Source organism: Shimia gijangensis, from assembly GCF_900142085.1.
Taxonomy (GTDB): domain Bacteria; phylum Pseudomonadota; class Alphaproteobacteria; order Rhodobacterales; family Rhodobacteraceae; genus Shimia; species Shimia gijangensis.
The window spans coordinates 1-25,844 of the sequence record NZ_FQZQ01000023.1; the positions used below are offsets into that span (position 1 = coordinate 1).

Consider the following 25,844-nt stretch of genomic DNA (forward strand, 5'->3'; position numbering starts at 1 on the left):
GATGCTCCGCTGCTGCCTTCAAGCGAGCTACTTCGTCTCGAATGGCTGTAACGGTTAAATTCATTTCCTCAACCTCACTCCGGCACCACCACCATTCTCAGCAATGAACTCTACACCTGCGGTTTCTAGGGCGGTGCGGATGGCTTCCTTTGCGTTCTCAGAAACTTCTCTGCGCTCTTTCTCAAAATCAATCACAGTTGATTGTCCAAGGCTGGCTGCTTTGGCCAATTCAGTTTGTGTCATAGAAACTAGGCCGCGAGCTGCCCGTGATTGTGCTGGTGTCATTTTCAACGTTTTTCATTGACGGCAAACTGCCGTGAGGTTATCAACTAAAAACGTTGATACTCTAATCTAAGGACCAAAACAATGACCAAAGAACGCATTTGTGCGACCGGCGAAGCCATGCCTTTACGGGCGTTACGTTCTCACGTTTCGGATGTTCAAGACAAGACCTGCCACCTTTCGGGTGTCATTCAGGCTATTGCCTATTTGGAGGGCGAAAATGCCTGCCAGGCAGGCCAAGCCGCGCTGATCTACATTGCTGAAGATATGATTAAGGAAATCGACAATGCCTTGGACGCATTGAACCTGCCGGAGGTGGCAGCATGACCTTCATCAACTATGATCAGGAGCAGATCCAGAAAAGCAAGGCCAGCACAATGGCATATCGCCTTCGGAGCCTCATCGCGGTCGCCTATAGTGCCTTCGATAATGATTGCGGCTCCATTGAAATGGAAAACCGTGGCATCGACCAAGCGCTTGAATTGGCCGAGAAGATGGCATGCGACCTGATCGACCTCTGCGAAGAAATGGAGAGGGAAGTGAAGAACGAAACAGGGGAAAACGCTTAACAGTCAGTTTGTCTGTTACCCTAAACGTTACCCCTGTGCCAATTTCCGAAATCTCCAAAAATCAAAAAAGCCACTAACCCGTTGAGGTTAGTGGCTTTTTATGGCTCCGGCGGTAGGGATCGAACCTACGACCAATTGATTAACAGTCAACTGCTCTACCGCTGAGCTACGCCGGAATATGTGGGGTGATATAGCCGTGGATTTTTCGGACGTCCAGAGGATTTTGTCACTATTTGCCGGTTTCGTGCATTTTTTCTCAGAGCCGTTCGAAAACCGCCTCGGTTTCCAGCGTTGACTGAGGTTTAACGAGGGTTTTTCCAGTTAAATCAACAAGGTGGGCAAAGACGTTTCTTGTGGCGGCGCCCATTAAGGCCGTAGGCGTCTCGGTGTAAATCTTGCAGGCGAGATCATATGCGCGAGAAGGGCCTGTCTCGAGAGCAGAAAGAATCTCTGCTTCGCGGCCCAGACGATGTTCAATCAGCCATTGAAGCCGCGTCCGTGGGGACAGGATAGGAGCGCCATGGCCCGCGTGAAATTCCCGCCAGTCTTTCAGCTGCAACCGATCACAAGACGCCATAAAATCCGTCAGGTCTCCGTCAGGGGGCGATACCAGAGAACTGGCCCATCCCATCACATGATCTCCTGTAAAGCAGATGTCGTTCCAGCCAAAGGCCAGATGATTGCCAAAATGGCCCGGGGTGTGAATGGCATCCAGCACCCAGCCATCGCCTTCGATCTGATCGCCATGGCCAACCAAATGATCTGGCTGAAACGATGCATCCACACCTTCGCCGCCACCTGCGAGACCACGTGCCGCGAGATCCTGCATGACCAGACTTCGCCCGGCTGAAGCGTCGCCAAAAGCCCAAATCCCGGCGCCGGTCCGCTGCGCCAGCTTTGAGGACAAAGGAGAATGGTCGATATGGGCATGGGTGACAACGATGTGGCTGATGCTTTGACCGGGTTGGAGGGCCGCCAGAATGGCCTCAAGGTGGACATCGCTGTCAGGACCGGGATCAATCACGGCAATCTCACGGTCTCCAACCAGATAAGTGTTGGTGCCGCGAAAAGTCATCGGTGAAGGATTGGGGGCAAGAACACGACGCAGGCCCGGCGCCAGAATCTCGGGGTCCCCCGCTTTGGGATCAAATTCAAGGATTTTGGGATCCATGGGCTTTCCTTCCGTTGCCTGTCACGGCATGGTTTAGCGATGATGTTCAATTGGCTCAAACGCTATATGCCTCGCAGCTTGTATGGCCGCGCTGCAATGATTCTGATCTTGCCGGTTGTAACCTTGCAGTTGGTGGTCACCACGGCCTTTATTCAAAGACACTTTGAAGGGGTGACCGAGCAGATGACGCACGCCGTGTCGCGTGAAATTAATCTGCTGATCGGCCATGTAAACAGTTTGAATGGCCGCCCCGAAAGTCGCGATGAACTGGCAGAGCTGGTCGATGGTCTTGATTTGTCCGTTGTTCTTGATGTGAAAGAGCCACAAGCACACCAGCGCCGTTGGTTCGATTTTTCCGGATTGGTGGTGATAAATACGCTGCAAAGGTTTGTGCCCGAGGTCAGCAAGGTCGAATTGCCCGATAACCGGATCATGCGAATTTATGTCAGAACCGAGCAGGGAACCGCGCAGGTACAGTTTGACCGCGTCCGGGTTTCGGCATCAAACCCACATCAGCTATTGGTGGTGATGGTTGGATTTGGTGGCCTTATGACGCTGATTTCTTACCTTTATCTGCGAAACCAGCTGCGTCCGATTACCAAATTGGCACAAGCCTCTGAGGCCTTTGGACGGGGGCGTCACATCCCTTACAACCCCGGCGGAGCCATCGAAGTGAGATCAGCCGGCAACGCGTTTCTCGACATGCGCTCGCGTATTGAGCGTCAGATCGAACAACGCACAATGATGTTGTCAGGTGTTAGCCACGATCTCAGAACACCTTTGACGCGGCTCAGATTGGGGCTGAGCCTTTTGGATGATGAAGAGGCAGAACTCCTTGAACGAGACGTCGAAGACATGCAGCGGTTGCTTGATGAATTTCTGAGTTTCGCGCGGGGGGCCTCAGAAGGGGAACCAGAAGAAGTGGATCCGATCGCATTGGTGCAGGGGCTCGTCGAAGACGGTGCCCGGGGGGGACGGGATGTTTCTTTGGGTAAAGTGAACGGCGAGGGCGTTGTTTCTTTGCGGCTGGTTGGTATCAAGCGGGCGGTGGAAAATCTGATTGGCAATGCAGTGCGATATGGATCCCGTGCCGTGGTTTCACTTGAGTTGACGGACAAATTTCTGCGAATCCGGGTTGAGGATGATGGCCCGGGCATACCGGTTGAGGATCGCGAAGAAGCGCTTAAACCTTTTGCCCGACTCGAGCCTGCACGAAATCAGAACAAAGGTACCGGTGTTGGGCTTGGTCTTTCTATTGCGGCTGATGTGGCACGAGCCCACGGTGGCGTTTTGCGGCTTGGCGACAGTGATACCTTGGGTGGATTGCAAGCTGATATCGTGATCGGGCGTTAGAGAGCTTAGTATCCCAACTTTCGATTCACTTCATGCAGCAAGCCCTGACCGGCAACCAACCTGCGATAATTCTCGGCCACATCTTTGAAGGCATCCCCCAGATGCCATCCAGAAACATGTGGGGTGATGGTGATCGATGAATTTCGCCACAAAGGGCTGCCTGCGGGCAGCGGTTCTTCGCACAGAACGTCCAGCACGGCATGACCGGGCTTATTCAATGCCAAAGACCTGACCAAGGCGTTTTCATCCACAAGATCGCCGCGCCCTGCGTTCACAAAGGTAGCACCCGGCTTCATGGCGGAGAACATGGCGTCGTCAAACAGGCCCCGTGTGTCTTTTGTAGACGGCAGGATTGATACAACGTGATCGCAATCTTCCAAAAGCTTCAAAAGGCCGTCTTGGCCACATAGGCACTCTATTCCGTCCAGTGACTTTTGACTCCGGCTCCAGCCCAATACACGATATCCCAGATCACGAAACAAAGTGGCCGTGTACCCGCCGATATGGCCCAGCCCCAAAACCCCAACTGTGGTTTTTAAGGTTTCCTTGGGCGCGACAGATGTCCATTCAGCCTTTCGTTGCCCAGCCTCATGCAGGCGCATATTGCGTTGCTCTCGCAAGACATAAGCCAGACAGAACTCAGCTATTTCACGTGCCGGAGCCTCAGGTTTCAACCTGGCCACGCGGACGTGATCTAGCAATTGAGGATGATCCACAATGGTTTCAACACCTGCGCCAAGCTTTTGAACCAATTCAAGGTTTGGTAACAATGCAGGAATATCTGGTAGAAAATTTGATACGGCCACCACGCGAATATCCTTTGCATTCCCCAAAGTTTCACGTGTGCGAATGTCCAAACCCGGATCAAACTCGGCCACAGCAGCGGCAATCTCTTGCCCGCTCATCCAGTCTGAAATTCCGACGTCAATCAATAAAGCCATAAGTAATCCCGTATCAAATGCCTGTTTCGTTTTTCGAAACCGTAAAGAAGTATGTCACTCACTTGAAGGTTGAACAAAATGCTTGATACCGAGACTCTCCGGTATCGCAGAATTGATCCAGCGTATTTCTGCTCCGGCTTCCAAAACACCTGGCATTCGGTTTTTCACCCTCAGAATTGGAACAACCCGCAATTCGCTCAAAGGCCTCGCGCTCTTGTTTGTCTCCAACATTGAAAGATTCGTATTCATCGTAGGCGCGGGAGTATTTTCGATAAGCGCGATCTCGTTTGCTCCAAACCTCATCACCGTTGCGCATGAATTTCCGAATTTCATCCAGACAGCCAACTTCATCAGCATGCGTATTGATTTCATCAATAAAGTCATCGCGTTGGCGATTTAGGTAGACCGAGTAATCATTATAGATATCCGAGCAATGGCGAAATAAATTGGGATTGGATTTGGTTTCCTGAGCAATGGCCGCACCAGATATCAATATCGCACCAAGTCATCCCTACGCGAATTTCGCGATCCATTGTCTCCGTGTTCATCCGACGACCTCAACTTTGTACAACCACAGCGCAATTGTCCTTGAATTCCAAGCACATATTTTCGGTGGAGTTCGTTGAACGGCGATCAGATGACAACAGTAGTGAGGTTTGGTGGTAGGCCCGGCAGGACTTGAACCCGCAACCAAAGCGTTATGAGCGCTCTGCTCTAACCAGTTGAGCTACAGGCCCACCCTTGAGGCCCTTTTGCTAGCATAAGACACGCCCGCGTCAAGAGTTACCGTTGCCTGTTGTCAAATGATGGTCTAGTGCCTCTGCAAGTCCTGAAATGGAGTGGATCATGAGCGACGGCAAAAACGGCATCACCTATGCAGATGCGGGTGTAGACATCGACGCGGGCAACGCCCTTGTGGATCGGATCAAACCAGCGGCAAAGCGCACCAAACGGTCAGGCGTGATGGCAGGTCTTGGCGGATTTGGAGCGTTGTTCGATCTCAAGGATGCCGGATACGTTGATCCGATACTTGTGGCGGCAACCGATGGTGTTGGCACCAAGCTGCGCATTGCGATTGATACCGGCAATGTCGACGGAGTGGGTATTGATCTGGTGGCCATGTGTGTCAACGATCTTGTGTGTCAGGGCGCCGAGCCACTGTTCTTTCTGGATTACTTTGCCACCGGCAAACTGGAAATGGATCAGGCAGCGCGCATCATCGAAGGCATCGCAGAGGGCTGTTATCAATCGGGTTGTACGTTGATCGGTGGTGAAACAGCTGAAATGCCCGGCATGTACGAAGCGGGTGATTTTGATCTGGCCGGATTTGCAGTTGGCGCAATGGAGCGCGGCGCAGACCTTCCTGCGGGCGTTATCGAAGGTGACGTTTTGTTAGGCCTTGCCTCAAACGGGGTACATTCCAACGGCTACAGCCTTGTGCGCAAACTGGTTGAGGTGTCTGGCCTTGGCTGGGATGATAATTGCCCGTGGGGCGAAGGCACACTTGGTGCCGCGTTGCTGGCGCCAACACGTTTGTATGTAAAACAGGCTTTGGCAGCCGTGCGGGCAGGGGGCGTGCATGCGCTGGCTCATATCACCGGCGGAGGTCTGACCGAAAACCTGCCACGGGTTCTGCCCGAAGGTCTGGGCGCAGATATTAATCTTGATGCCTGGGAACTTCAGCCCGTGTTCCAATGGCTGGCAAAAACCGGCGATATGGATGAAGCTGAAATCCTAAAAACCTTTAACAGTGGTCTGGGCATGATTCTGTCCGTGTCGGCAGATCAGGCGGATGCAGTGGAAGCCTTGCTGCAAAGCGAAGGTGAAACCGTATACCGTGTGGGCCATGTCACTGCCGGAGAAGGTGTGCGCTATTCTGGCAAATTGCTGTGAAAAAACGCGTCGCCATCTTCATTTCCGGGGGCGGGTCCAACATGGTCCGTCTGGTCGAGGATATGTTGTCTGGCGACCATCCAGCCGAGCCCGTTCTGGTTCTGGCCAATGACGAAAATGCCGGTGGGCTGATCAAAGCCGATGATATGGATGTCTCAACTGCCGTGGTCGATCACCGCCCATTTCTGGGTGATCGTGCCGCCTTTGAAACGGCACTGCAGGCCACTCTGAATATCGTGCAACCCGATATTATCTGTCTTGCCGGGTTTATGCGGGTTTTGACCGAAGGGTTTGTGGCCCCATGGGAAGGGCGCATGCTCAACATTCACCCGTCGCTATTGCCGAAATACAAAGGCCTGCACACCCATGCCCGTGCGCTGGAAGCTGGCGACGTCGAACACGGCTGCACGGTACATCTGGTAACACCTGCGCTGGATGACGGCCCGGTTTTGGGACAGGCGCGAGTGCCTGTAATCAAAGGTGACACGGCAGACCAATTGGCGGCGCGCGTATTGGAGAAAGAACACCAATTATACCCTGCAGTACTGCGCCGTTTTGCGGCCGGGGACACGACCCCTGTTTATCTCTGACGGTCGCGTCTTCGCCAGCGAAGCCTGCCTGCTCCGTAATTTGCAATTCCGGCGTTTTAAACGTAAGCCCGTGTCAGGGCAGGAACTGATTGAGTAAAGAAACCTCGTACATGAAAACTTTGACAACAACCGAAGAACTGGCCGCATTCTGTGCACTGGCCCATACAAAACCCTATGTCACGATCGACACGGAATTTCTGCGCGAGCGAACTTATTACTCTAAGCTTTGCCTGATCCAGATGGCTGTGCCCGATCACGAGGTTGGAGAAGACGCAGTTTTGGTCGATCCTTTGGTTGGCGAGATGTCACTTGAACCGCTGTACGAGCTGTTTCGCGATCAAAACGTGGTCAAGGTTTTCCACGCTGCCCGTCAGGATTTAGAAATTTTCTTTGTCGAAGCAGGGGTGTTTCCAGACCCGTTGTTCGACACCCAAGTGGCTGCAATGGTTTGCGGGTTTGGCGAACAGGCAGGCTATGAAACTCTGGTGCGCAAAATTGCCAAAGAAGGGGTTGATAAATCCAGCCGATTCACCGATTGGTCGCGTCGCCCTTTGACGGAAGCCCAGCAAAAATATGCGCTCGCTGATGTCACCCATTTGCGTCAAATCTATGAGTTTCTGGCCGCCAAGCTGGAACAAACTCAGCGCGCCCATTGGGTGCGCGAAGAACTGCAGATTCTAACAAACCCCGACACATACACGGTCAAGCCGTCGGAGGCTTGGCGCCGTCTTAAAACACGCACCACATCGCCCAAGTTTCTGGCCGTGGTCCGCGAGTTGGCCCGTTTTCGCGAGGGCTACGCCCAAAGCAGAAACATCCCACGCAACCGGGTGTTCAAGGATGATGCGTTGATCGAACTGGCCTCGACCAAGCCGCAGTCCATGCAGGATCTTGGCCGTTCACGACTGTTGCTGCGCGAAGCCCGCAAGGGCGAAATTGCCGAAGGCATTCTAAATGGCGTGAAACTGGGCCTGGCTGTGCCACCCGAAGATATGCCCCGCGTCGAAAACAGCCGTGACAAGCTTCAGGTCAACCCGGCTTTGTCCGACCTTTTGCGCGTGCTTCTCAAAGCGAAAACCGAAAGTTCAGGCGTGGCGTCCAAATTGATCGCGCCCTCTGCGGACCTTGACGCCATTGCGGCGGGTCAGCGTGATGTTGCCGCCCTGAGTGGGTGGCGCCATGAAGTGTTTGGAGAAGACGCATTGCGCCTGTGTTCTGGTGAAATCGCCCTTACAACCAAAGGTAAATCTGTACGTGTGATCAAGATCTGACGATCAGCGACGTGCCTGGCGGGCATTCTCAATAGCCACAACTTTGATTGTACGCACACCAGCCAATTGCTGATCTGTAAGGCTGTGGGCCACGGTCACCAGACGGGTGTTATCTGCGCCACCTCTGAATCCGCTGGCTGGATGAATGGCCATCAGATCGTATGTCAGAACGCCTTTGACAGGTTTGCCGTCATTCTGGGGCATCAGTTTAACACTAAAGGCTCCTTGAACATAGGCGACGCCCGCCGCACGGATTAAAGCCCCATCAGCCACCCGCTCAACTTTTAACTCTGTGATTTTGGCCACGGTAATTCCGGGATAGACCTCGTCAGGTTTTGAGACAAAACCTGATTTCGCCGGAATAAGTGGGTTGGCCGTAGCCCCACCTTCGACGTCCACCTCCTCAGAGCCATCAAACCAGTTGACCGGGTTGTACCGCGAGTTGCACGCGCTTACGCCCATTACAGCAATGGCAAGACATAGAACAAAAACCCGCATCAGATCGACCTCGACATCCTTTTGTTCTGGGTTACCCGATTGCGTCGCAGTTGAAAAGCGTCAAGGCAGGGTCTGGACCTTTGAACCCGGTCGTCTTAGGTGAAATGAACGAAAAAAAGGAATGCGATCATGGCAAGTGCCGCTTTCGAAGAAATTGTCGAAGACTTTGAATTCATCGAAGATTGGGAAGATCGGTATCGCCATGTCATTGATCTTGGCAAGGACATGACACCGCTTGAGGACGCGCTTAAAGTGCCTGCGACCAAAGTGGATGGTTGTGCCAGTCAGGTGTGGCTGCATCCGCGGATCGTGGATGGCACATTCAGCTTTGATGGCGATAGCGACGCGATGATTGTCCGCGGATTGATTGCCGTTTTGAGAAATCTTTACAATGGCTTATCCTGCAAAGACGTGCTTGCAATCGATGCCCGCGCCGAAATGGAGCGTCTGGGAATGAACGATCATTTATCAGCGCAGCGATCGAACGGTCTGAGGGCCATGATTGAACGGATTCGTCTGGTGGCCGCCGAGTCTGCCTGACGCATCCAGACAGACTGAACCAATCCCTTACTCAGAGGGCCTGACTTTGGCTTGGTAATGGGTCAGGACAAAGACTCGGATCGCTGAGGCTAGCCCTGAGTCCAGCCCTCGATCTGCATCAATTTTGGCTGCTAACTCATTGATTGGAATTTGTTTTTCGTCGGCAATCTTCCGAAATGCCAGCCAAAATTCGGTTTCCAACGAAACGCTGGTCCGGTGACCTTTCAAAGTCAGAGATCGTTTGATGGGTCGAGCGGTCATGTGTCGTCTCGTTTGTGACCGTCAATATGGCGCACGGTCTTGTCTAGTTCTGATTTCTCGCGTTGTTTTTCCAACCCAGTGCGGCCGAATTTCATCGAGTTTTCGTCGGCACGGGCCTTTTTCTTGGCCCGTGCTTTTTGTTTTTTGAACCGGTTGAGATTGACCGGCTGTGCCATCAGTCCTTGGGGCCGATCATCTGTTCAGGGCGGACAACTGCGTCAAAGGTTGCTTCATCCACAAATCCCAGTGCCACCGCCTCTTCTTTGAGAGTGGTGCCGTTCTTATGCGCCGTTTTGGCAACCTTGGTGGCGTTGTCATAGCCAATTGTCGGGGCAAGGGCAGTGACAAGCATCAGCGATTCTTTCATCAGCTTGTCGATCCGAGGTTCATTGGCCTGAATGCCCAGCAGCATACGCTCAGTAAAGCTGTCAGACGCATCTCCCAACAGTTGGATAGACTGCAAGAGATTGTAGGACATCATCGGGTTATAGACGTTCAGTTCAAAATGACCTTGCGAGCCTGCAAATTTAATAGCTGCATCATTGCCCATAACATGAGCTGCCACTTGTGTAAGAGCTTCGGCCTGGGTTGGGTTCACCTTGCCCGGCATGATCGATGAACCGGGTTCGTTTTCTGGCAAGATCAATTCACCCAAACCGGATCGAGGTCCTGACCCCAAGAATCTGATATCATTGGCAATTTTATAGCAGCTACCTGCGACCGTCGCCAAGGCGCCGGACATGAAGACCATCGCATCGTGTGCGGCCAAGGCTTCGAATTTGTTGGGGGCGGTGACAAACGGCAGGCTTGTGATCTCTGCCATATTGGCGGCCACGGTTTCACCCCAACCCTTTTTGGTGTTCAATCCTGTACCCACAGCGGTGCCGCCCTGAGCCAGCTCGTAAATTCCGGGCAAGGCAACCTCGACGCGCGCAATTCCCTGACGGATCTGATGTGCATAGCCCGAGAATTCCTGCCCCAAAGTCAGCGGTGTGGCATCCTGAGTGTGGGTGCGGCCGATCTTTATGATGTCTTTGAACTCTTCTGATTTTTGTTCAAGCCCCTCGGCTAGCTTGCTCAGGCCGGGCATCAGAACGTCCCGGATGCTCATCGCGGTGGCGACATGCATCGCCGTGGGGAACGTATCGTTGGATGATTGGCCCATGTTGCAGTGATCGTTCGGATGAACAGGGTCTTTTGAGCCGATTACACCACCCAGAATTTCGATCGCCCGGTTGGCAATAACTTCGTTCGAATTCATATTTGATTGCGTGCCTGAACCGGTTTGCCAAACAACCAAAGGAAAGTTGTCGTCAAATTTGCCTGCAACTACTTCGCTTGCAGCCTGAATGACGGCGTCCGCAATTGTACCGTCCAAGCTGCCGCTGGCTTTGTTAGCCATGGCACATGCCTGTTTGATCACGCCAAGTGCGCGCACGATGGCAACGGGCTGTTTTTCCCAACCAATTGGAAAGTTCATTATCGAACGTTGGGTCTGCGCGCCCCAATATTTGTCGGTAGGAACTTCGAGAGGGCCAAAGCTGTCGGTTTCGGTGCGGGTCTGAGTCATGTCGAGGCTCCATTGAATAGGTCAGGAACTTCATAGCCAAACTGCGGGAAAGTTCAATAAGTATACAATGGAATACAAGTTACTGCGAAACTACGACGCGGTGGAGGGAACCAAAAACTGTTCAGATTTTAGAAGGGTCGAAATGTCAGCGGCGGAAACTGTCGAGACTCACAATCTCGGCATCCTTCTTAGGTTCATCTTCTGGCTCAACCTCGGCCAATGAAATTTCTGGGATGTCTTCTTCGGACTCGTCTTCATCTTCCTGAGTTTCAAACCGCAACCCGAATTCTACCGAAGGGTCTACAAAGGTCTTAATCGCATCATAAGGAACACAAAGCCGTTCTGGAGAATCGCCAAAATTCAGTGTGACTTCAAAGCCCGTGTCCGAAACTTGCAGATCATCGTACCAATGCTGCATCACCACGGTCATCTCGCCCGGGTAACGATCAATCAGCCAATCCGCGATGTTCACGTCCGGATGATGCGTATCAAACGTGATAAAGAAGTGGTGTTCGCCGGGTAACCCGTTGCTTTGCACATCCGTCAAAACCTCTTGAATGAGGTTGCGCATGGCGCGGTGCATCAGATTTCCATAATCAATCGTCCGAGACATGGTCTCACCTCTGGTCCGTCCGATTCAACAATAGTGGATTCGTCGGGAAACAAAAGATGCTCACGCAAATTTAGATGTACTCAGATCCAAACAAAGTTCATTGCAGCCAAAGCACATGCCGACAAGGTTGCAACTACGGACAGACGCAGCGCAAATATCAGAACACAACCAAAGGCGACCAGCGCCAGTTCCATCGGTTGAAAGCTGGACAGGACGGGCAGGGTGCCGAGGTCCACAACAACATGGTCCTCAAACAAAACATGCAGCGAAAACCACAAGCCAAGGTTTGCTATAACCCCGACAATGGCTGCCGAAATCATCGCCAATGCGCTGTTTAGTCGGGGCAATTGCAATAAGCGTTCAACATAGGGTGCGCCAGCGAAAATCCATAAAAAACAAGGGATAAAGGTGCACCAAAGCGTGATTAATCCGGTCGCCACTGCAAGCAAAACGCCGCCTTGCTGGTACCCTGCCAGCTGGCCGACAAATTGAGTAACCAGAATTAATGGGCCCGGCGTGGTTTCGGCCAGCCCCAAAGCGTCCATCATCTGAGCCGTTGTCAGCCAGTGATGTTCACTGACTACAGCTTGGACCATATAGGCCAGAACTGCATAAGCTCCTCCAAAAGTAACCACGGCCAGTTTTGAAAAGAACAGGGCCACGTCGGTCAGAAATGTCGCTCCGCTGACCATCAAGACCGCTATCGGAACCAACCACAAGGTGCCCCAAACCAAAATGGTCCTAACGGTGTCTTTCCACGGTGCGGCGCGTGGTGGCGCCGGAAAGCTATCATCGGCACGTGGCCGAAGCATCCCAACAAAACTTGCGATCATGACCACTGCTGGAAAAGGCAATGCCGAGGTAAACAACACAAGGAAAGCAAGCAAAGCTGCAATTCGCGCCGGCCAATCAATCAGCACTCGTCCAGATAGGCGGATCAGCGCCTGCAGGATAATTGCCACAACAGCAGCCTGAACCCCCAGAAACGCGGCCTTGACCAAAGGCAGGTCGCCAAAGCCAATGTAAAGCCCCCCCAAAAGAGCAATCACCAAAGCGCCAGGCAAGACAAACAGCAATCCGCCGATCAAGCCCCCGATTGTGCCGCGCAGTTTCCAGCCGGTGAAGGTGGCCAGTTGCATCGCTTCGGGTCCCGGCAACATCATGCAAAAAGACAACGCGCCCAGAAACTGCTTGTCCGATAGCCAGGGCCGCTGTTCAACCAGTTCGCGGTGCATGAGGCTGATTTGTGCTGCAGGCCCACCAAAAGATAACAGGCCAATACGTCCGAAAACACGGATCAGTTCTGATATCGGGGGAGCATTTTGCACAGCTCCTAGGGCATCATGCGTGACCGATTCCCGCAAGCCAATTCTGAAAATCTAACCGATACGCTGGCCAGTCAGACACAATGCAAGGCTTTGCTCTGGCAGCAGACCCACTTGCTCAAAAAAGCTCATGAAATCAAAGCTGTTGTAGGTTTCGGCAATTTTGTCACCGTTGAAGCGCGCAAAAAGTTGGCCCGTGCCTATCACAGGCTTTCCGGAACTCGCATCTGTTACCCGCATCGAATATAGGGCTGACGCCCAGTCACCGTCTTCCATGACCTTATCGAGCGACACGGTTGGGTTTTCGACCATGGCGAGAAACATTGGCACAAGCTCGCGAAACTCATCCGGCCCCATCTGCATTTCCGGCAAAAGGCCAGCTGCCTGTGTATCAGGGCTAAACATTTCATCAATCGCATCAAGATCGCCCTCGACCCAGACACGTTGATACCAATCTTCCAGAATTTGTCGCTTTTCCATAAGGGTATCCATCCTGATCCTAGTTGCGTCAGCACAACAATGAGTCACAGGCATGAGGATTCGGTTAATGTTGGAAAGTGCAGGTTTCTGTTGCCAGGTACCTGCGAACCCCGCCTTAGGTCGCTAAACCCAAGGAGTTAGTTTCGGCGACATTTACAGCTTACGCTGCAACTGCCATTGCCGGAGCACGATTGTCATTTGCAATTGTACAAGTTTCGCCGATAACGGTGGCAGACAGCCGAAACAAAGCTAACCCCTTTAGACGTTCGTCGATCCTATTTCGTCCCCATGATCCTCAAATGAAGGATTTTTGGTGGAGACGCCGGGTACCGCCCCCGGGTCCGATCCGCTTATTGCGAGCGCGTTTATGTCCATAGTCCCCGAAGAGACACACCTAATATAGAGGCTTGGTCAAAGGATTGAAAGGGCAATACAGCAGTCAAAATCCGGGATTGCGCCAGATCGAAACAACAAAGGGTAAGATGTGATAGACTTAAGGGATCACAATTGACGCTTTTTGAAAGGTGCCAGATTCCTACAATTTCGGAACGCGGTTATAGTGTCGTCAGAAGAAATTTGAAATGTGTTGTTTTAGAGGGAGAAAAGTATGAAAAACTTGAATAAAACCAGCCAACGCAAGTCCTCAGTCCATTGGCTTCTTTTCATAGTTTATGTGGCTGCAACCGTTGGGTTTTCGTTACCCCCAAGCGCTGCATATTCATCCTCAGAGAAGGCGCCTTATTGCGGTGCTTACCCTGCCGCCGAAGCAGAATATTTGTGTGAGTGCCTGCCAAATTCTGCCCAGGGGTCCGTGTGGGGCTCGGGCCCATATACCGCCGATAGCAGCATATGTGCCGCTGCTCGGCACGCTGGCGTCATTGATACGCAAGGAGGCCTTGTCCAGACAATCCGAAGACCCGGCCAAAACAGCTATGAAGGGTCAGTTGCGAATGGGATAACAACTTCTGGATGGGGCGCCTATGCGACAAGTTTTTCTTTGGTCAACGGCACCGACCAAATTGCCGCGTGCAGCGTCATGCCATCCGGGGCCACCTTTTTGCAATGCAGATGCGATCCTGGGCTTTTGCAACAAGGTCAGGTTTGGGGTGTGGGCCCGTACACGTCTGACAGCAATATTTGTTCTGCCGCCCGGCACGCCGGATTAATTGCTCACGAAGGCGGAATTGTTGAGGTCTTATCCTTGGGGGGATTGTCCAGCTATTCAGGGTCTTCCGCGCACGGACAAACGACGTCCGCGTGGGGCCAATATGGCGCTAGCATCACGTTTAATCGCAACTAGAGATTCAGCCACTAAAGACTAAGAACTAGGCGTTTTTTGCGTTCGCGCATTCATCGCTGCTTCACCCAGAGACAAAGTGTATTCCGTAAGCTCTGCCAATGCTGCGTCCGCGGCCAAAGCGTCCTGTGCATCGACAGCGTCTGCGATCCGGGCGTGCAATCCCACGATCATTTCACGGTTACGCTCCGTGAAGGTGATCATGTTCATCAAAGGTTGCATGGCCTCGACCGCTCCGGCCAGTTGATAGGATAAAACTGGATTTCCTGCGCCATCCACCAACGCGCGATGAAAAGCGACGTCACTGTCGCAGAAACTCTCATCTGACAGACCTGGCTGGGCCTGACGGTGAATCTCGGCGCGCATTGTGGCCAGTTGATCCGGTGTGCGACGCAGAGCTGACAATGGCGCACAGGCGCGTTCCAGCGCATAGCGGGCTTCGCAAGCGGTTTCAAAATCCACTGCATTCATCGACAGTAAAAGCGTCGAGGTGGTGATGTGGTTGGCATAGGCGTCTTCATAGCTCAGACGCCGCACAAATGCGCCACCGGTGGCTCCACGCTGCGTCCGTATAAGGTTTTGCGCCGCAAGTCTTTTTAGGGCTTCCCGAACGGTTGGGCGCGAGACATCAAACTGGTCCGCCAACTCGGCTTCGGACGGCAGGCGCTCATCCACATCCATGTCGCCGCTGATGATGGAATCGCGGATCGATTTGGCGATCTGGGCCGACAAATCGGCTTTGCTTTTTGGGTCTATTTTCATTTGTCTTACATTTAATGTTTGATCGCAGTTTAAATGTCTGACAATTTACTTGCAAGAAATGAGTCGCCATTGGAAGAGGCTGCGCAAGATGTTTGCTGCCCGCATCAGATCAATGACCGGAATTCACTGGATTGCCTTGTTTGGGGCAATTCTGGGCGCATGGGTTGTATTGTACCTGATGTCATTGCCTACGGATCTGCGGGCTGCCGGGAAGGTTTATGGCTCGGACTTTTGGGTGTCTTTATGCACTGTGACGCCGGATGCAGCAGGATACCTTCGCGTTCTGGCCATGTGGGTGCTGATGTCAGCCGCGATGATGGCACCGACAGCCTTACCTGCCTTTGCCACCTACGATGACCTAGGGCACTCGACGGACGGCACCAATTTCGGCCATCTGGTTTTAGGATATCTGGTGGTGTGGCTCGGCTTTTCAGTGTTTGCGGCGTTGGTGCAAATGGGCCTGTTTCAGATGGATCTGATCAGTGCGTTTGGCGATAGCCGTTCGGGGTTGTTGTCTGCTGGTTTGCTGGCAGTCGCCGGCGCCTACCAGTTCTCACCTGTTAAAGAAGCCTGTCTCAGCAAATGTCGCATGCCGCTGACGTTTTTCATGCAACATTGGGATGAGGGTCCTTGGCGCAATGGCGTCCGGTTGGGCCTGGTTTGCTTGGGCTGTTGTTGGGCTTTGATGCTGCTGGCCTTTGTCGGTGGCGTGATGAACATTGCCTTTATGGGGCTTGCGACAATCATCATGGTTCTGGAAAAATTGCCCGAAATTGGGCGCTGGGTCACTCGACCCTTGGGTTTTGCGCTTTTGGCCGCCGCAGCCTGGACGGGCATCACCGCAATTTGAGAAACATAAATACGGAGGAAGTAAGATGGCATTAGATCAAGTGGGCACAGTGCCCTGGACCATCAAAGGGGAGCTGATCCTCAACTGTAACTGCATCGTGTTCTGTCCTTGCGTGGTCAGCCTCGGCAAACACCCACCCACAGAAGGTCACTGTCAGGCCTGGGCCGGTGTGCGCATCGATGAAGGCCAGTACGGCGACGAAGATCTGTCGGGTCTGAACATCGGTCTGTTTCTGGAAATTCCGGGCAACATGGGCCGAGGCAACTGGAAGGCTGCCGTTTACATCGATGACCGCGCTTCCGAGGCCGCCTATGACGGTCTGGTTAACATCTTTAGCGGTGCTGCACGTGGCACGACTGGCTTGTTCGGCATGCTGGTGGGTGAATTCCTTGGGGCAGAGCGCGAACAAGTCGTGTTTGAAACCGAAGGCAATGAACGTCGTTTGATGGTCGGCAAGAAAATTCAAGGCGCCGTTGTGCCCGTTGAAGGCAAGGGTGGCGAAGACATCGTTGTCACCAACACCGAATACTGGATGGGACCCGACATCACTGTGGCCACAGCCACCAAAGGCAAAGTACGTGCCTTTGGCCGTGTTTGGGATTTCGATGGTCGTTCCGCCGAGATTTGTCAGATCGACTGGAAGGGCCCTCGCTGATGATCACGCCCGAATTCTGTCAGATGATGGCGCGCTATAACGCGTGGCAAAACGAACAGACCAGGGCGGCAGCCGAAAAGCTGACAGAGGCCGAATTGCGCGCTGACAAAGGCGCGTTTTTCGGCTCGATCATGAAAACGCTGAACCATCTGCTATGGGGCGATCTGTTATGGATCGCCCGGTTCGATGGAGGTGCGGGGCCAGATGTCGGTCCCGACGAAGGCCTTGAAATGACGCCGACACTGGCAGTGTGGAGTGCAGAACGCTTTCGTACCGATGGGCGTATCCGGCAATGGGCTGACAAGGTGCTCAACGTTGACCTGACCGGGGATATCACCTGGTTTTCCGGGGCGCAGAACCGGGATGTGACCGTACCAGTGGCGCAGGCTGTTGTGCATTTCTTCAATCATCAGACCCATCACCGCGGGCAGGTTCATGCCTTGCTGACAGCGGCGGGGCAGACCACAGGGGACACCGATTTGGTGTTCATGCCAGAGGATCAGAAATGGCTTTGATTTCTTTGTCTCGTCGCTTGCGGCGGACACCGTTTTCTGACGGTGTCGAGGCCGCCGGAGTGAAAGGCTACACAGTTTACAACCGTATGCGACTGCCCACGGTGTTTCGTTCAATCGAAGAAGACTACCGCCATCTGAAAAATGCGGTGCAGGTCTGGGATGTATCCTGTGAACGCCAGGTCGAGTTGCGCGGACCCGATGCCGCGCGGTTGATGCAAATGCTCACGCCACGTGATCTGCGCAACATGGTGCCCGGCCAGTGTTTCTATGTCCCGATCGTCGACGAAACCGGCGGTATGTTGAACGATCCCGTGGCGGTTAAGCTGGCAGAAGACCGCTGGTGGATTTCGATTGCAGATAGTGATCTGTTGCTTTGGGTCAAGGGGATTGCTTTTGGGTATCGTCTGGACGTTCTGGTGACCGAACCGGATGTTTCGCCACTGGCAATCCAAGGACCAAAATCCGACGATCTGATGGCACGTGTCTTTGGTGACAAAGTTCGTGATGTCAGGTTTTTCCGCTTTGGCTGGTTCGAGTTCATGGGCCGCAATCTCGTGATTGCGAGGTCTGGCTATTCCAAGCAGGGCGGGTTCGAGATTTACGTTGAAGGCAGTGACATCGGCATGCCCCTGTGGAATGCGCTGATGGAGGCGGGCAAGGACTTGGACGTGCACGCGGGTTGCCCGAACCTGATCGAGCGGATCGAAGGCGGGTTGCTAAGCTACGGCAATGACATGACCGAAGACAACACACCACATGAATGCGGCCTTGGCAGGTTTTGTAATACAAACACCGCAATTGGCTGTGTAGGACGTGATGCTTTGCTGCGTGTTGCCAAAGAGGGCCCGGTTAAGCAGATACGCCCGGTCGAAATTCATGGTAGCCCAGTACCGCCTTGTGGCGATCTGTGGCCGGTAATGGATGGCAATCTGCATGTCGGAAACATCAGCAGCGCCGCATGGTCGCCCGATTTCAATACAAATGTGGCAATCGGGATGATCCGGATGACCCACTGGAATGTTGGCACCGAAGTTGACGTGATTACACCCGAAGGCATTCGCCCGGCATCGGTATTCGAAGCTTTCTGGCAATAGCGCGTACCACCGGGGCAGGAGTCTCTGGTGAGGGCATTTTTGAAATAATGAAGTCTGGGAAATCGCCCGGGCAAGACTTAGGAGACAAACAATGTTCAAAGCATTGGTGATGGAACAAAACGAAGACGGTCTGGCGAGCGCGGAGATCAAAGAAATTAGCGAAGATCAATTGCCCGAAGGCAATGTGACCGTGGCCGTTGAGTATTCTACCGTGAACTACAAAGACGGGCTGTGTCTTTCTAAAAAGGGCGGCGGGTTGGTGCGCAACTATCCGCATGTTCCGGGAATTGATTTTGCAGGGACTGTCGAGACGTCCGATGATGATCGTTACAAGCCCGGAGACAAGGTTGTGCTGACCGGCTGGCGCGTTGGCGAGATGCATTGGGGTGGATACGGCCAGAAAGCGCGGGTCAAGGGCGACTGGCTGGTGCCGCTGCCAGAAGGTCTGAGCACCAAACAGGCAATGGCTGTGGGCACGGCTGGGTTCACGGCCATGTTGGCGGTAATGGCGTTGGAAGATCATGGTTTAAAGCCTGACCAAGGCCCCGTTCTGGTCACCGGCGCTGCTGGGGGCGTGGGATCGGTTGCAACGGCAATCTTGGCCAATCTTGGCTATGAAGTGGCCGGTGTGACAGGTCGTCCGGATACTGGCGATTACCTGAAGTCCTTGGGTGCCACGCAGGTTGTTGCGCGTGAAGAGCTGAACGAAACCGTGAAGCGCCCGCTCGAGGCCGAAACCTGGGCTGGTTGTGTGGATGCCGTAGGCGGTGACATGCTGGCGCGTGTGCTGGGTCAGATGAAATATGGCGCAAGTGTTGGTGCCGTTGGACTGGCCGGTGGCGCTGGCCTTCCGGCTACCGTCATTCCGTTCCTGTTGCGGGGCGTGAACCTGTTGGGCATTGATTCCGTAATGCAGCCCTATGACAACCGCGTCCGAGCGTGGAAGCGCATTGCCAACGATCTGCCGATGGACAAGCTGGAGGCGATGGTGCAGCCAGCAACTTTGTCTGATTTGCCCTCGTTAGGCGCGGATATCCTGAAAGGTCAGGTCAAAGGCCGTGTTGTTGTCGATGTAAACGCGTAATTCCTTACGAAACGTGCAATTTTCTAAAAGCGGGCCCAATGTGGTCCGCTTTTTTTCGTTAGGCGCGGGCCTGTAGAAACTCTGTCAGGCCGGCGATGAAATTGTCCCACCCTTCAGCATGGGTTTTCAGGCTTTTCTCGGATTGAAATCCCTGATGAAGAATTGTGACCTGAGAGCCCAGAGCCGTTGGAGAGAATGACACTGTAATATCAGTCTCTTCCTCGTCACCTGCCCATTTCCAGCTATAGCGCAAGCGGCTGTTTGCAAAGACTTCATAGAATACACCCTGGCAGCTTGGGACATCACCCGAACCCGGCATAAACAAATGATAGGCGCCGCCAACTTTGGGAACCACACGCATCCTTTCTGCCGGAGGAATGATGGTTTCAGAGGAGGTCCAAGCCGCATAGACGAGCGAATTCTCAATTGGTAGGTCGTAGAATTTTTCGAAAGTCATTTGCTGCTCCCCCAGGGGCGAAATTCAAGCGAAAGCACAGCATAGCAGACAGACCTCAAGACGGAAACCAGTTCGGAGAAATCCATCCGTTTCAGAAATCCGGGAAATCGCAATTGCCCTCTGTTGGCTGGAGAATTGTTCAGCTAATCTGCGCGAAACACCAGCGCGAGGACGAGCAAAAATGGCTTATGACAGCGACAATATTTTCGCGAAAATCCTACGGGGAGAAATTCCCAGTGAAAAACTGTACGAAGATGCTGACACGCTGGCGATCATGGATATCATGCCGCGTGCTGAAGGTCATTGTCTGGTGATCCCCAAATCCCCTTGTCGCAATATGTTGGATGCCAGCCAAGAGCAGTTGAATGCTTGCCTCGCAACAGTTCAGAGACTGAGCAAAGCCTGCATGCAGGCCTTTTGCGCCGATGGCATTACCTTGCAACAATTCAACGAAGACGCTGGTGGACAAGAGGTTTTTCATCTGCACTTCCACATTCTTCCGCGTCACGAAGGTGTCAAAATACGCCCTCCTGGAACCATGGCGGATTTCGGTTTGCTGAAACAGCAGGCCGATAAAATTCGCGCTGCGTTGGACGCATAACCCAATGCGATTGAGCTCTCCGACTCCCGGCTTTGCGTCAGCGGCCGTGTTCATTTCAGCCTCGGCTTGGGGGCTTTACTGGATTCCTTTGCGTGCGCTGGACAGTCAGGGCATTGGCGGCAGCTGGGGTGTGGCGCTGTTGAATGCGCCGGGCGCGGTGGTACTGGCCATTGTGGTCCTGTTCCAGCTGGCGGCCCATCGTGGCCACATGCGCGAGGCGGCAGCTATCGGGCTGGTTACCGGTCTGGGGATGGCGCTTTATGGTGTTGGCATCGTGCACACCACGGTGATGCGCGCGACGTTGCTGTTCTACCTCACACCTGTCTGGGCGACGCTCATTGGCATTGTCTGGCTTGAGGAAAAGGCCACGGTGATGCGCTGGGTTGCCATTGGTGTTGGGCTGATCGGCCTGTTGTTGCTGGTCTCGGGTGGCAGCAATACGGTGCCCCTGGGCGTTGGTGATGTGTTCGCGTTTTTCTCAGGCATCGCCTGGGCGATGGGGGCCGCGATGATCAAGAAATACGAGGGCGTGCCGTTGCCCGGCATGACCATGTTCCAGTTTGCCTCGACCGCGTTCTTTGGTCTGCTGTTGGGGGCCGTGGCCGGGGTGCTTGAGGTCCCGTCGCTTGAGGCGTTGCGTACGGCGATACCCTATGCGACGCTGATCTCGATTGCCTTTATCATACCCGCCGTGATGATCCTGTTCTGGGCGCAAAAATTCCTGTTTCCGGGGCGCGTCGGCCTGTTGATGATGTCCGAGGTGCTGGTCGCCGGGATCACCGCCAGCCTGTTCCTGCCCGAAGAACGCATGAGCGGGATTGAGTGGGCGGGCGCCGTGCTGATCCTTGGCGCCTGTCTGGTCGAGGTGCTGCTGACGCCGTCAGATCAGACGTCAGATCACACTCTGGATCAAACCTGATACACGCTTTAGGCTTGCGCTGAGTGCGGCTCTGACGCACCTTGCCTCAAACCCATGAATGAGGCCGCCCATGCAGTTAGATATTGATTTTGTTCGTAGCCAGTTTCCGGCTTTTCAGAAACCTTCTCTTGCCGGGCAAGCGTTCTTTGAGAATGCGGGTGGGTCTTATACCTGTCGACCTGTGATTGACCGTCTGACGCGGTTTTACAGCGAACGCAAAGTTCAGCCCTATGCGCCTTATGAGGCGGCCCGCCTTGGCGGTGCAGAAATGGACGAAGCTCGCGTTCGGCTTGCCGCGATTCTAGGCGTCGAGACCGATGAGTTGTCATTTGGCCCATCGACCACACAAAACACCTATGTGCTGGCGCAGGCGTTTCGCCAATGGTTGAAGCCGGGTGATGCAATCATTGTGACCAATCAGGATCACGAGGCCAATACCGGCCCGTGGCGACGCCTTGCGGACGAGGGGATTGAGGTGCGCGAATGGCGTATTGACCCCGAAACCGGGCGTTTAGACCCGGCCAAGCTGGACAGTTTGTTGGATGATGATGTGCGCCTAGTGTGTTTTCCACATTGTTCGAACGTGGTGGGAGAGATCAATCCCGTAGCAGAGATCTCGGCCCGTGCCCATGCAGCGGGGGCTTTTGTCTGCGTTGATGGCGTGAGCTATGCGCCGCATGGTTTGCCGGACGTGGATGCGCTTGGGGCTGATATTTATTTGTTTTCAAGCTATAAAACCTACGGACCGCATCAGGGTTGTATGGTGATCCGCCGGAATCTGGGGATGATGCTTCCCAATCAGGGACACTATTTCAACGCAGACACTCTTTACATGCGTTTTACGCCTGCCGGACCGGATCACGCTCAGGTCGCTGCATCTGCAGGGATGGCGGATTACATTGATCTTTTGGCTGAACACCATGGTGTCGGCGGACAAACGGCTGCTGGACGCGGCGAGGCTGTACACGACTTGATGCGCGCTCATGAGGTTACCCTTCTTCAACCACTGCTGGATTTTGCTGCGAGCCGAAATTCAGTTCGCCTGATCGGACCTACACAGGCAGAAAACCGCGCTCCGACGGTCGCATTGGCCTGTAAAAAACCCGGTGAACAGCTGGCGGCTGACCTTGCGCCTTATGGGATCATGGCTGGTGGCGGTGATTTTTATGCCGTTCGCGCGCTTGAGGCATTGGGGGTAGACCCTGCAACCGGTGTTTTGCGTCTCAGTTTTGTGCACTACACGTCCAAAGACGAAATCGACACATTACTTGGGGCACTTGAGGCCGTTCTCTAGCGGTCAATACCAATCCAATCTGGCTTTCTGAGGTGCGAAAACAGCGTTTTCGCACCAAAACACACACGTGTTCCCGCTTGATTTGGCCTCTTTTCACAGAAGTCTTGCCCAAAAGGGTTTTTCCGCATTAGCATCTCGGGGCAAACCGCGATGGGAGGAAGCGGGATGATCTTAACGACGACAAAGGGGCAGGACAATCTGCCTCGGTATTTTGCCAACGTGTACGACATCGCAACAAGAATTCAGCGAGGTCGCATAGACTTTGTAATGCCGGATGGCAGGCGGTTTCGCGCCAAAGGCCCAGATGCGGGTCCTGTCGCTGAACTTCGTCTCCATGACCAGGATACCTTTGCCAGATTGGTGCGAGAAGGCGATCTTGGGTTTTGTGACGCCTATATTGAAGGTGGCTGGAGCACACCGGATCTTCAGGCGTTTCTGGACTTTTTGCAGGCAGACAATGATGTTCTGTATGACGGATTTCCGGGAATGTTTTTCGTGCGTCTCTATGAACGTATGCGTCATTGGGCCAATCGAAACACCAAGGAACAGGCCAAAAAGAATATTTCCTATCACTATGACCTGGGGAATGATTTTTATCGACTTTGGCTTGACGAAAGCATGACCTATTCTTCCGCACTTTTTCAAAGCGGCCAAGAGGACCTTGGTAAGGCACAGGAACAGAAATACGCATCAATGGTGGACCAGATGGGGGCCCAACCCGGTGACCATGTGCTTGAAATTGGATGTGGATGGGGGGGCTTTGCGGAATATGCCGCCAGGCACCGTGGATTAAAGGTCACATGTTTGACAATCAGCCAGGAGCAATTGAACTTTGCGCAGCAGCGCATTGAAAATGCAGGACTTAACGAGATGGTGACCTTTAAGCTTCAGGACTATCGAGACGAAACAGGGCAATATGATGGAATTGCCAGTATTGAAATGTTTGAAGCCGTTGGAGAAAAATACTGGCCCGTCTACTTCAAAACTGTCCGCGACCGTTTAAGACCCGGAAGAAACGCAACTTTACAGGTTATTACTCTGACCGAAGAACGGTTTCAAACCTATCGAAAAGGTGTTGATTTCATTCAAAAATACATCTTTCCCGGAGGGATGCTGCCAAGCCCGACAGCCCTGAAAACTGAGGTTAAGAATGCTGGTCTCGATTTCGTCCGATCCATTGAATTTGGCGAAAGCTATAGTCAGACTTTGCGCCGTTGGCATGCAACTTTTAACGCCAAATGGCAGGAGGCTCAGGCGATGGGATTTGATGAACGTTTTCAGCGTATGTGGAATTTCTATCTGACCTCTTGCGCGGCGGCGTTTCACAGCGGAAACTGCGACGTAACGCAAATCACTATTCGCAGGCCTTCCTAATGCCCACCGGTTCAAGACTTGTTGCTGCCATATGCCTCGCCATTCTGAGCGCGATTATTGCCGAAATGGTCAAACCATTGATGCCCGAGGCAACAGTTTTCGGCAAATTTACTTATGTCACAGCTTTTCTGGGGCTAATTGTGGGGTGGACCCATCTTGGAGCCCGCGCCGGTGGATCTGTGGTAGATGGAGTAAATAACGGTATCACGGCCGTAGCCCTCTTGGTCGTATTCGCGCTGCTGGTTTTTGGTAGCTATGAGATGGTCGATCAGGCACTTCGACATCGTTATAGCAACCTACTGCAGGCCCTCCGTGGCATTCTTGCGATAGGTGTAGACTATGGCCAGTATTTGCTAGATGTCGAGATCATCGTAACTTTGGTCGTTGGGGCCGTTGTTTCCGGGCTGATCACTGAATTCGCCTACCGTCGCTGGAGATAATTCTTTGAAAACATTGTTTTTTTACGGCACATTGCGATATGTGCCATTGCTGGCAATTGTGTTGGGGCGTGCGGCGAAAAAACTGAATATTTGTGAGGCGCAGCTCGAAAATCACACTGTTTCCTGGGCAAAGAACCAGGTTTTTCCCATGATTTCAGCTGGAGGAGACGGGGCCAAGGGAATTTTGGTTTCTGGCCTGTCGGATTCAGATATCGCGCGCCTGAACTATTACGAGGGTGGCTTTGACTACGATCTGAAACCCGTCCTAGTGTCGGCCAACGGGCTGGATGTTGAGACCGAAGTCTATTTTCCGAACCCAGACCTTTGGCAAATTGGGGAAGACTGGAGTCTGGAAAAATGGATTGCGGATTGGGGTGAGATGACCCTTTTTGCTGCCCGCGAAGTCATGAGTTATTTTGGCCAGTACAGTGCAGAAAAAATCGCAACGATGTTTCCCATGATCCGTGCCCGCGCCACCGCCAAGGTCAACGCGCGAATGCATAATCTCGGTTCTTCGCCAAGCGGCTTCAGTGACAGAGATGTTCAGGTTCACGCCATGGTTCGCCCGTATGTTGATTTCTTTACGATGAACGAATTTGACTTGTCTTTTCGGCGTTACGACGGCGGTCAAAGCGACATGGTGCGTCGCGCTGTGTTTATTGCAACTGACGCTGTAATCGTGCTGCCTTATGATCCGGTTCGTGACCGGGTTCTTCTGATCGAACAATTCCGGCCTGGTCCGTTTGCCCGCGGCGACAAGCTGCCTTGGCAGTTGGAACCCATCGCAGGCCGCGTCGATGCAGGCGAGCATCCTGAAGACACAGCGCACCGTGAATCTGAAGAAGAAGCAGGTCTGACCCTACAATCGTTGCATGAAGTCGCTCACTGCTATGCTTCCCCGGGGTGTTCGACAGAATATTACAATATTTATATAGGCTTAGCGGATTTGCCCGACACCGTCGCCGGAGTAGCCGGATTGGACAGCGAGGCCGAAGATATCAAATCTTACCTGTTCAGCTTTGATGAGTTGATGGGGCTTGTCGACAACATGCAGGCGGTGAATGCGCCTTTGGTCTTGGCGGGTCTTTGGCTTGCACGTCATCGTGAAAGGCTGCGTGGCAACGCTTGAGTTCCCGCTGACCACG

At 53.3% G+C, this 25,844-nt stretch carries 32 protein-coding genes, 2 tRNA genes and 1 other RNA gene; 19 read left to right on the plus strand and 16 right to left on the minus strand.

Annotation, left to right across the window (positions count from 1 at the left end; genetic code table 11):
• Positions 1-60: 60 nt before the first annotated feature.
• Positions 61-285: a helix-turn-helix domain-containing protein gene (locus tag BUC32_RS16465; RefSeq protein ID WP_073255434.1), complete on the minus strand. Its 225-nt coding sequence runs from the start codon at positions 283-285 to the stop codon at positions 61-63.
• 81 nt (positions 286-366) lie between these two features.
• On the opposite strand from BUC32_RS16465, the gene BUC32_RS16470 reads away from it, so the two are divergent.
• Positions 367-609: a hypothetical protein gene (locus tag BUC32_RS16470; RefSeq protein ID WP_073255436.1), complete on the plus strand. Its 243-nt coding sequence runs from the start codon at positions 367-369 to the stop codon at positions 607-609.
• Positions 606-851 (plus strand): hypothetical protein, encoded by a 246-nt coding sequence (locus BUC32_RS16475; RefSeq protein ID WP_073255439.1) that lies wholly within the window; start codon positions 606-608, stop codon positions 849-851. Before BUC32_RS16470 ends, BUC32_RS16475 begins: the two co-directional genes overlap by 4 nt.
• A gap of 101 nt (positions 852-952) precedes the next feature.
• Here BUC32_RS16475 and BUC32_RS16480 read toward each other — a convergent pair.
• Together BUC32_RS16480 and BUC32_RS16485 are read right to left on the minus strand one after the other, a co-directional pair.
• Positions 953-1,027 (minus strand) — tRNA-Asn (locus tag BUC32_RS16480).
• A gap of 80 nt (positions 1,028-1,107) precedes the next feature.
• Positions 1,108-2,022 (minus strand): MBL fold metallo-hydrolase, encoded by a 915-nt coding sequence (locus BUC32_RS16485; protein WP_073255442.1) that lies wholly within the window; start codon positions 2,020-2,022, stop codon positions 1,108-1,110.
• A 39-nt stretch (positions 2,023-2,061) separates the two neighbouring features.
• Here BUC32_RS16485 and BUC32_RS16490 point away from each other — a divergent pair, with 39 nt between their 5' ends.
• Positions 2,062-3,375: an ATP-binding protein gene (locus BUC32_RS16490; RefSeq protein WP_073255445.1), complete on the plus strand. Its 1,314-nt coding sequence runs from the start codon at positions 2,062-2,064 to the stop codon at positions 3,373-3,375.
• Positions 3,376-3,380: 5 nt separating this feature from the next.
• Here BUC32_RS16490 and BUC32_RS16495 read toward each other — a convergent pair whose 3' ends face one another.
• From BUC32_RS16495 to BUC32_RS16505, 3 genes are all read right to left on the minus strand, one after another.
• Entirely contained in the window at positions 3,381-4,316 is a 936-nt protein-coding gene (locus BUC32_RS16495; protein ID WP_073255448.1) for an NAD(P)-dependent oxidoreductase, read from the minus strand.
• Between the two features lie 58 nt (positions 4,317-4,374).
• On the minus strand, positions 4,375-4,809 hold the full coding sequence (locus BUC32_RS16500; RefSeq protein WP_073255451.1) for a hypothetical protein: 435 nt from the start codon (positions 4,807-4,809) through the stop codon (positions 4,375-4,377).
• A 167-nt stretch (positions 4,810-4,976) separates the two neighbouring features.
• Positions 4,977-5,053, minus strand: a tRNA-Ile gene (locus BUC32_RS16505).
• A gap of 109 nt (positions 5,054-5,162) precedes the next feature.
• On the opposite strand from BUC32_RS16505, the gene purM reads away from it, so the two are divergent.
• The 3 genes from purM to rnd all read left to right on the plus strand — a co-directional run bounded on the left by purM (position 5,163) and on the right by rnd (position 8,070).
• The gene (purM, locus tag BUC32_RS16510; protein WP_073255601.1) at positions 5,163-6,209 is read left to right on the plus strand and encodes a phosphoribosylformylglycinamidine cyclo-ligase; all 1,047 of its coding nucleotides are present in this window, start codon (positions 5,163-5,165) and stop codon (positions 6,207-6,209) included.
• Positions 6,200-6,799 carry a phosphoribosylglycinamide formyltransferase gene (gene purN, locus BUC32_RS16515; protein ID WP_073255453.1) on the plus strand — a complete coding sequence of 200 codons (600 nt, stop codon included), beginning with the start codon at positions 6,200-6,202 and terminating at the stop codon, positions 6,797-6,799. Before purM ends, purN begins: the two co-directional genes overlap by 10 nt.
• A 110-nt stretch (positions 6,800-6,909) precedes the next feature.
• A complete protein-coding gene (rnd, locus tag BUC32_RS16520; RefSeq protein WP_073255456.1) occupies positions 6,910-8,070 on the plus strand; it encodes a ribonuclease D in 1,161 nt (386 codons plus the stop codon).
• Between the two features lie 3 nt (positions 8,071-8,073).
• On the opposite strand, the gene BUC32_RS16525 is transcribed toward rnd, so the two are convergent.
• Positions 8,074-8,568 (minus strand): hypothetical protein, encoded by a 495-nt coding sequence (locus tag BUC32_RS16525; protein WP_073255459.1) that lies wholly within the window; start codon positions 8,566-8,568, stop codon positions 8,074-8,076.
• 129 nt (positions 8,569-8,697) lie between these two features.
• Here BUC32_RS16525 and BUC32_RS16530 point away from each other — a divergent pair, with 129 nt between their 5' ends.
• The gene (locus BUC32_RS16530) at positions 8,698-9,108 is read left to right on the plus strand and encodes a SufE family protein (protein ID WP_073255462.1); all 411 of its coding nucleotides are present in this window, start codon (positions 8,698-8,700) and stop codon (positions 9,106-9,108) included.
• A 27-nt stretch (positions 9,109-9,135) separates the two neighbouring features.
• Here BUC32_RS16530 and BUC32_RS16535 read toward each other — a convergent pair whose 3' ends face one another.
• From BUC32_RS16535 to ssrA, 7 genes are all read right to left on the minus strand, one after another.
• Complete coding sequence (locus BUC32_RS16535) at positions 9,136-9,369, minus strand: ribbon-helix-helix domain-containing protein (RefSeq protein WP_073255465.1); 234 nt, start codon at positions 9,367-9,369, stop codon at positions 9,136-9,138.
• Positions 9,366-9,545: a DUF4169 family protein gene (locus BUC32_RS16540; RefSeq protein WP_073255478.1), complete on the minus strand. Its 180-nt coding sequence runs from the start codon at positions 9,543-9,545 to the stop codon at positions 9,366-9,368. Before BUC32_RS16540 ends, BUC32_RS16535 begins: the two co-directional genes overlap by 4 nt.
• Positions 9,545-10,939, minus strand: a complete 1,395-nt coding sequence (fumC, locus tag BUC32_RS16545) for a class II fumarate hydratase (RefSeq protein ID WP_073255481.1) — start codon at positions 10,937-10,939, stop codon at positions 9,545-9,547. Before fumC ends, BUC32_RS16540 begins: the two co-directional genes overlap by 1 nt.
• A 145-nt stretch (positions 10,940-11,084) precedes the next feature.
• Positions 11,085-11,552 carry an SspB family protein gene (locus BUC32_RS16550; RefSeq protein WP_073255484.1) on the minus strand — a complete coding sequence of 156 codons (468 nt, stop codon included), beginning with the start codon at positions 11,550-11,552 and terminating at the stop codon, positions 11,085-11,087.
• Positions 11,553-11,632: 80 nt separating this feature from the next.
• A complete protein-coding gene (gene chrA / locus BUC32_RS16555; RefSeq protein WP_073255604.1) occupies positions 11,633-12,880 on the minus strand; it encodes a chromate efflux transporter in 1,248 nt (415 codons plus the stop codon).
• A gap of 51 nt (positions 12,881-12,931) precedes the next feature.
• A complete protein-coding gene (locus BUC32_RS16560) occupies positions 12,932-13,357 on the minus strand; it encodes an ester cyclase (RefSeq protein ID WP_073255607.1) in 426 nt (141 codons plus the stop codon).
• 76 nt (positions 13,358-13,433) lie between these two features.
• Positions 13,434-13,786, minus strand: a transfer-messenger RNA (tmRNA) gene (gene ssrA / locus BUC32_RS16565).
• A 178-nt stretch (positions 13,787-13,964) separates the two neighbouring features.
• Here ssrA and BUC32_RS21255 point away from each other — a divergent pair.
• A complete protein-coding gene (locus BUC32_RS21255) occupies positions 13,965-14,657 on the plus strand; it encodes an LCCL domain-containing protein (RefSeq protein WP_073255487.1) in 693 nt (230 codons plus the stop codon).
• 18 nt (positions 14,658-14,675) lie between these two features.
• On the opposite strand, the gene BUC32_RS16575 is transcribed toward BUC32_RS21255, so the two are convergent.
• Positions 14,676-15,416 (minus strand): FadR/GntR family transcriptional regulator, encoded by a 741-nt coding sequence (locus BUC32_RS16575; RefSeq protein ID WP_073255490.1) that lies wholly within the window; start codon positions 15,414-15,416, stop codon positions 14,676-14,678.
• Positions 15,417-15,504: 88 nt separating this feature from the next.
• On the opposite strand from BUC32_RS16575, the gene BUC32_RS16580 reads away from it, so the two are divergent.
• From BUC32_RS16580 to acuI, 5 genes are all read left to right on the plus strand, one after another.
• On the plus strand, positions 15,505-16,266 hold the full coding sequence (locus tag BUC32_RS16580; RefSeq protein WP_245815202.1) for a DUF2182 domain-containing protein: 762 nt from the start codon (positions 15,505-15,507) through the stop codon (positions 16,264-16,266).
• Positions 16,267-16,291: 25 nt separating this feature from the next.
• Positions 16,292-16,921: a DUF1326 domain-containing protein gene (locus BUC32_RS16585; protein WP_073255493.1), complete on the plus strand. Its 630-nt coding sequence runs from the start codon at positions 16,292-16,294 to the stop codon at positions 16,919-16,921.
• Positions 16,921-17,436, plus strand: coding sequence for a DinB family protein (locus BUC32_RS16590; RefSeq protein WP_073255496.1), 516 nt, complete (start codon positions 16,921-16,923; stop codon positions 17,434-17,436). The genes BUC32_RS16585 and BUC32_RS16590 overlap by 1 nt, the downstream gene beginning before the upstream one ends.
• Entirely contained in the window at positions 17,427-18,530 is a 1,104-nt protein-coding gene (locus BUC32_RS16595; RefSeq protein ID WP_073255499.1) for a dimethylsulfoniopropionate demethylase, read from the plus strand. The genes BUC32_RS16590 and BUC32_RS16595 overlap by 10 nt, the downstream gene beginning before the upstream one ends.
• Before the next feature lie 91 nt (positions 18,531-18,621).
• Positions 18,622-19,614 (plus strand): acryloyl-CoA reductase, encoded by a 993-nt coding sequence (gene acuI, locus BUC32_RS16600; protein ID WP_073255501.1) that lies wholly within the window; start codon positions 18,622-18,624, stop codon positions 19,612-19,614.
• A 58-nt stretch (positions 19,615-19,672) separates the two neighbouring features.
• Here acuI and BUC32_RS16605 read toward each other — a convergent pair whose 3' ends face one another.
• Positions 19,673-20,071, minus strand: a complete 399-nt coding sequence (locus BUC32_RS16605) for an SRPBCC family protein (RefSeq protein WP_073255503.1) — start codon at positions 20,069-20,071, stop codon at positions 19,673-19,675.
• 181 nt (positions 20,072-20,252) lie between these two features.
• Here BUC32_RS16605 and BUC32_RS16610 point away from each other — a divergent pair, with 181 nt between their 5' ends.
• The 6 genes from BUC32_RS16610 (at position 20,253) to BUC32_RS16635 (ending at position 25,828) form a co-directional block, all read left to right on the plus strand.
• Positions 20,253-20,672, plus strand: coding sequence for an HIT family protein (locus BUC32_RS16610; protein WP_073255506.1), 420 nt, complete (start codon positions 20,253-20,255; stop codon positions 20,670-20,672).
• Between the two features lie 4 nt (positions 20,673-20,676).
• Positions 20,677-21,591 carry a DMT family transporter gene (locus BUC32_RS16615; RefSeq protein ID WP_073255509.1) on the plus strand — a complete coding sequence of 305 codons (915 nt, stop codon included), beginning with the start codon at positions 20,677-20,679 and terminating at the stop codon, positions 21,589-21,591.
• Between the two features lie 70 nt (positions 21,592-21,661).
• A complete protein-coding gene (locus BUC32_RS16620; protein ID WP_073255512.1) occupies positions 21,662-22,885 on the plus strand; it encodes an aminotransferase class V-fold PLP-dependent enzyme in 1,224 nt (407 codons plus the stop codon).
• 165 nt (positions 22,886-23,050) lie between these two features.
• Positions 23,051-24,259: an SAM-dependent methyltransferase gene (locus tag BUC32_RS16625; protein WP_073255613.1), complete on the plus strand. Its 1,209-nt coding sequence runs from the start codon at positions 23,051-23,053 to the stop codon at positions 24,257-24,259.
• The gene (locus tag BUC32_RS16630) at positions 24,259-24,699 is read left to right on the plus strand and encodes a TrgA family protein (protein WP_073255515.1); all 441 of its coding nucleotides are present in this window, start codon (positions 24,259-24,261) and stop codon (positions 24,697-24,699) included. Before BUC32_RS16625 ends, BUC32_RS16630 begins: the two co-directional genes overlap by 1 nt.
• A gap of 13 nt (positions 24,700-24,712) precedes the next feature.
• Positions 24,713-25,828: an NUDIX domain-containing protein gene (locus tag BUC32_RS16635; RefSeq protein WP_322788026.1), complete on the plus strand. Its 1,116-nt coding sequence runs from the start codon at positions 24,713-24,715 to the stop codon at positions 25,826-25,828.
• Positions 25,829-25,844: the final 16 nt, after the last annotated feature.

Excerpts from the sequence above, each read along its gene's own strand:
- BUC32_RS16465 (WP_073255434.1), bottom strand. The coding sequence starts at position 285 with ATGACACCAGCACAATCACGGGCAGCTCGCGGCCTAGTTTCTATGACA.
- BUC32_RS16470 (WP_073255436.1), top strand. The coding sequence starts at position 367 with ATGACCAAAGAACGCATTTGTGCGACCGGCGAAGCCATGCCTTTACGG.
- BUC32_RS16475 (WP_073255439.1), top strand. The coding sequence starts at position 606 with ATGACCTTCATCAACTATGATCAGGAGCAGATCCAGAAAAGCAAGGCC.
- BUC32_RS16485 (WP_073255442.1), bottom strand. The coding sequence starts at position 2,022 with ATGGATCCCAAAATCCTTGAATTTGATCCCAAAGCGGGGGACCCCGAG.
- BUC32_RS16490 (WP_073255445.1), top strand. The coding sequence starts at position 2,062 with ATGATGTTCAATTGGCTCAAACGCTATATGCCTCGCAGCTTGTATGGC.
- BUC32_RS16495 (WP_073255448.1), bottom strand. The coding sequence starts at position 4,316 with ATGGCTTTATTGATTGACGTCGGAATTTCAGACTGGATGAGCGGGCAA.
- purM (WP_073255601.1), top strand. The coding sequence starts at position 5,163 with ATGAGCGACGGCAAAAACGGCATCACCTATGCAGATGCGGGTGTAGAC.
- rnd (WP_073255456.1), top strand. The coding sequence starts at position 6,910 with ATGAAAACTTTGACAACAACCGAAGAACTGGCCGCATTCTGTGCACTG.
- BUC32_RS16525 (WP_073255459.1), bottom strand. The coding sequence starts at position 8,568 with ATGCGGGTTTTTGTTCTATGTCTTGCCATTGCTGTAATGGGCGTAAGC.
- BUC32_RS16530 (WP_073255462.1), top strand. The coding sequence starts at position 8,698 with ATGGCAAGTGCCGCTTTCGAAGAAATTGTCGAAGACTTTGAATTCATC.
- BUC32_RS16535 (WP_073255465.1), bottom strand. The coding sequence starts at position 9,369 with ATGACCGCTCGACCCATCAAACGATCTCTGACTTTGAAAGGTCACCGG.
- BUC32_RS16540 (WP_073255478.1), bottom strand. The coding sequence starts at position 9,545 with ATGGCACAGCCGGTCAATCTCAACCGGTTCAAAAAACAAAAAGCACGG.
- fumC (WP_073255481.1), bottom strand. The coding sequence starts at position 10,939 with ATGACTCAGACCCGCACCGAAACCGACAGCTTTGGCCCTCTCGAAGTT.
- BUC32_RS16550 (WP_073255484.1), bottom strand. The coding sequence starts at position 11,552 with ATGTCTCGGACGATTGATTATGGAAATCTGATGCACCGCGCCATGCGC.
- BUC32_RS16560 (WP_073255607.1), bottom strand. The coding sequence starts at position 13,357 with ATGGAAAAGCGACAAATTCTGGAAGATTGGTATCAACGTGTCTGGGTC.
- BUC32_RS21255 (WP_073255487.1), top strand. The coding sequence starts at position 13,965 with ATGAAAAACTTGAATAAAACCAGCCAACGCAAGTCCTCAGTCCATTGG.
- BUC32_RS16575 (WP_073255490.1), bottom strand. The coding sequence starts at position 15,416 with ATGAAAATAGACCCAAAAAGCAAAGCCGATTTGTCGGCCCAGATCGCC.
- BUC32_RS16580 (WP_245815202.1), top strand. The coding sequence starts at position 15,505 with ATGTTTGCTGCCCGCATCAGATCAATGACCGGAATTCACTGGATTGCC.
- BUC32_RS16585 (WP_073255493.1), top strand. The coding sequence starts at position 16,292 with ATGGCATTAGATCAAGTGGGCACAGTGCCCTGGACCATCAAAGGGGAG.
- BUC32_RS16590 (WP_073255496.1), top strand. The coding sequence starts at position 16,921 with ATGATCACGCCCGAATTCTGTCAGATGATGGCGCGCTATAACGCGTGG.
- BUC32_RS16595 (WP_073255499.1), top strand. The coding sequence starts at position 17,427 with ATGGCTTTGATTTCTTTGTCTCGTCGCTTGCGGCGGACACCGTTTTCT.
- acuI (WP_073255501.1), top strand. The coding sequence starts at position 18,622 with ATGTTCAAAGCATTGGTGATGGAACAAAACGAAGACGGTCTGGCGAGC.
- BUC32_RS16605 (WP_073255503.1), bottom strand. The coding sequence starts at position 20,071 with ATGACTTTCGAAAAATTCTACGACCTACCAATTGAGAATTCGCTCGTC.
- BUC32_RS16610 (WP_073255506.1), top strand. The coding sequence starts at position 20,253 with ATGGCTTATGACAGCGACAATATTTTCGCGAAAATCCTACGGGGAGAA.
- BUC32_RS16615 (WP_073255509.1), top strand. The coding sequence starts at position 20,677 with ATGCGATTGAGCTCTCCGACTCCCGGCTTTGCGTCAGCGGCCGTGTTC.
- BUC32_RS16620 (WP_073255512.1), top strand. The coding sequence starts at position 21,662 with ATGCAGTTAGATATTGATTTTGTTCGTAGCCAGTTTCCGGCTTTTCAG.
- BUC32_RS16625 (WP_073255613.1), top strand. The coding sequence starts at position 23,051 with ATGATCTTAACGACGACAAAGGGGCAGGACAATCTGCCTCGGTATTTT.
- BUC32_RS16630 (WP_073255515.1), top strand. The coding sequence starts at position 24,259 with ATGCCCACCGGTTCAAGACTTGTTGCTGCCATATGCCTCGCCATTCTG.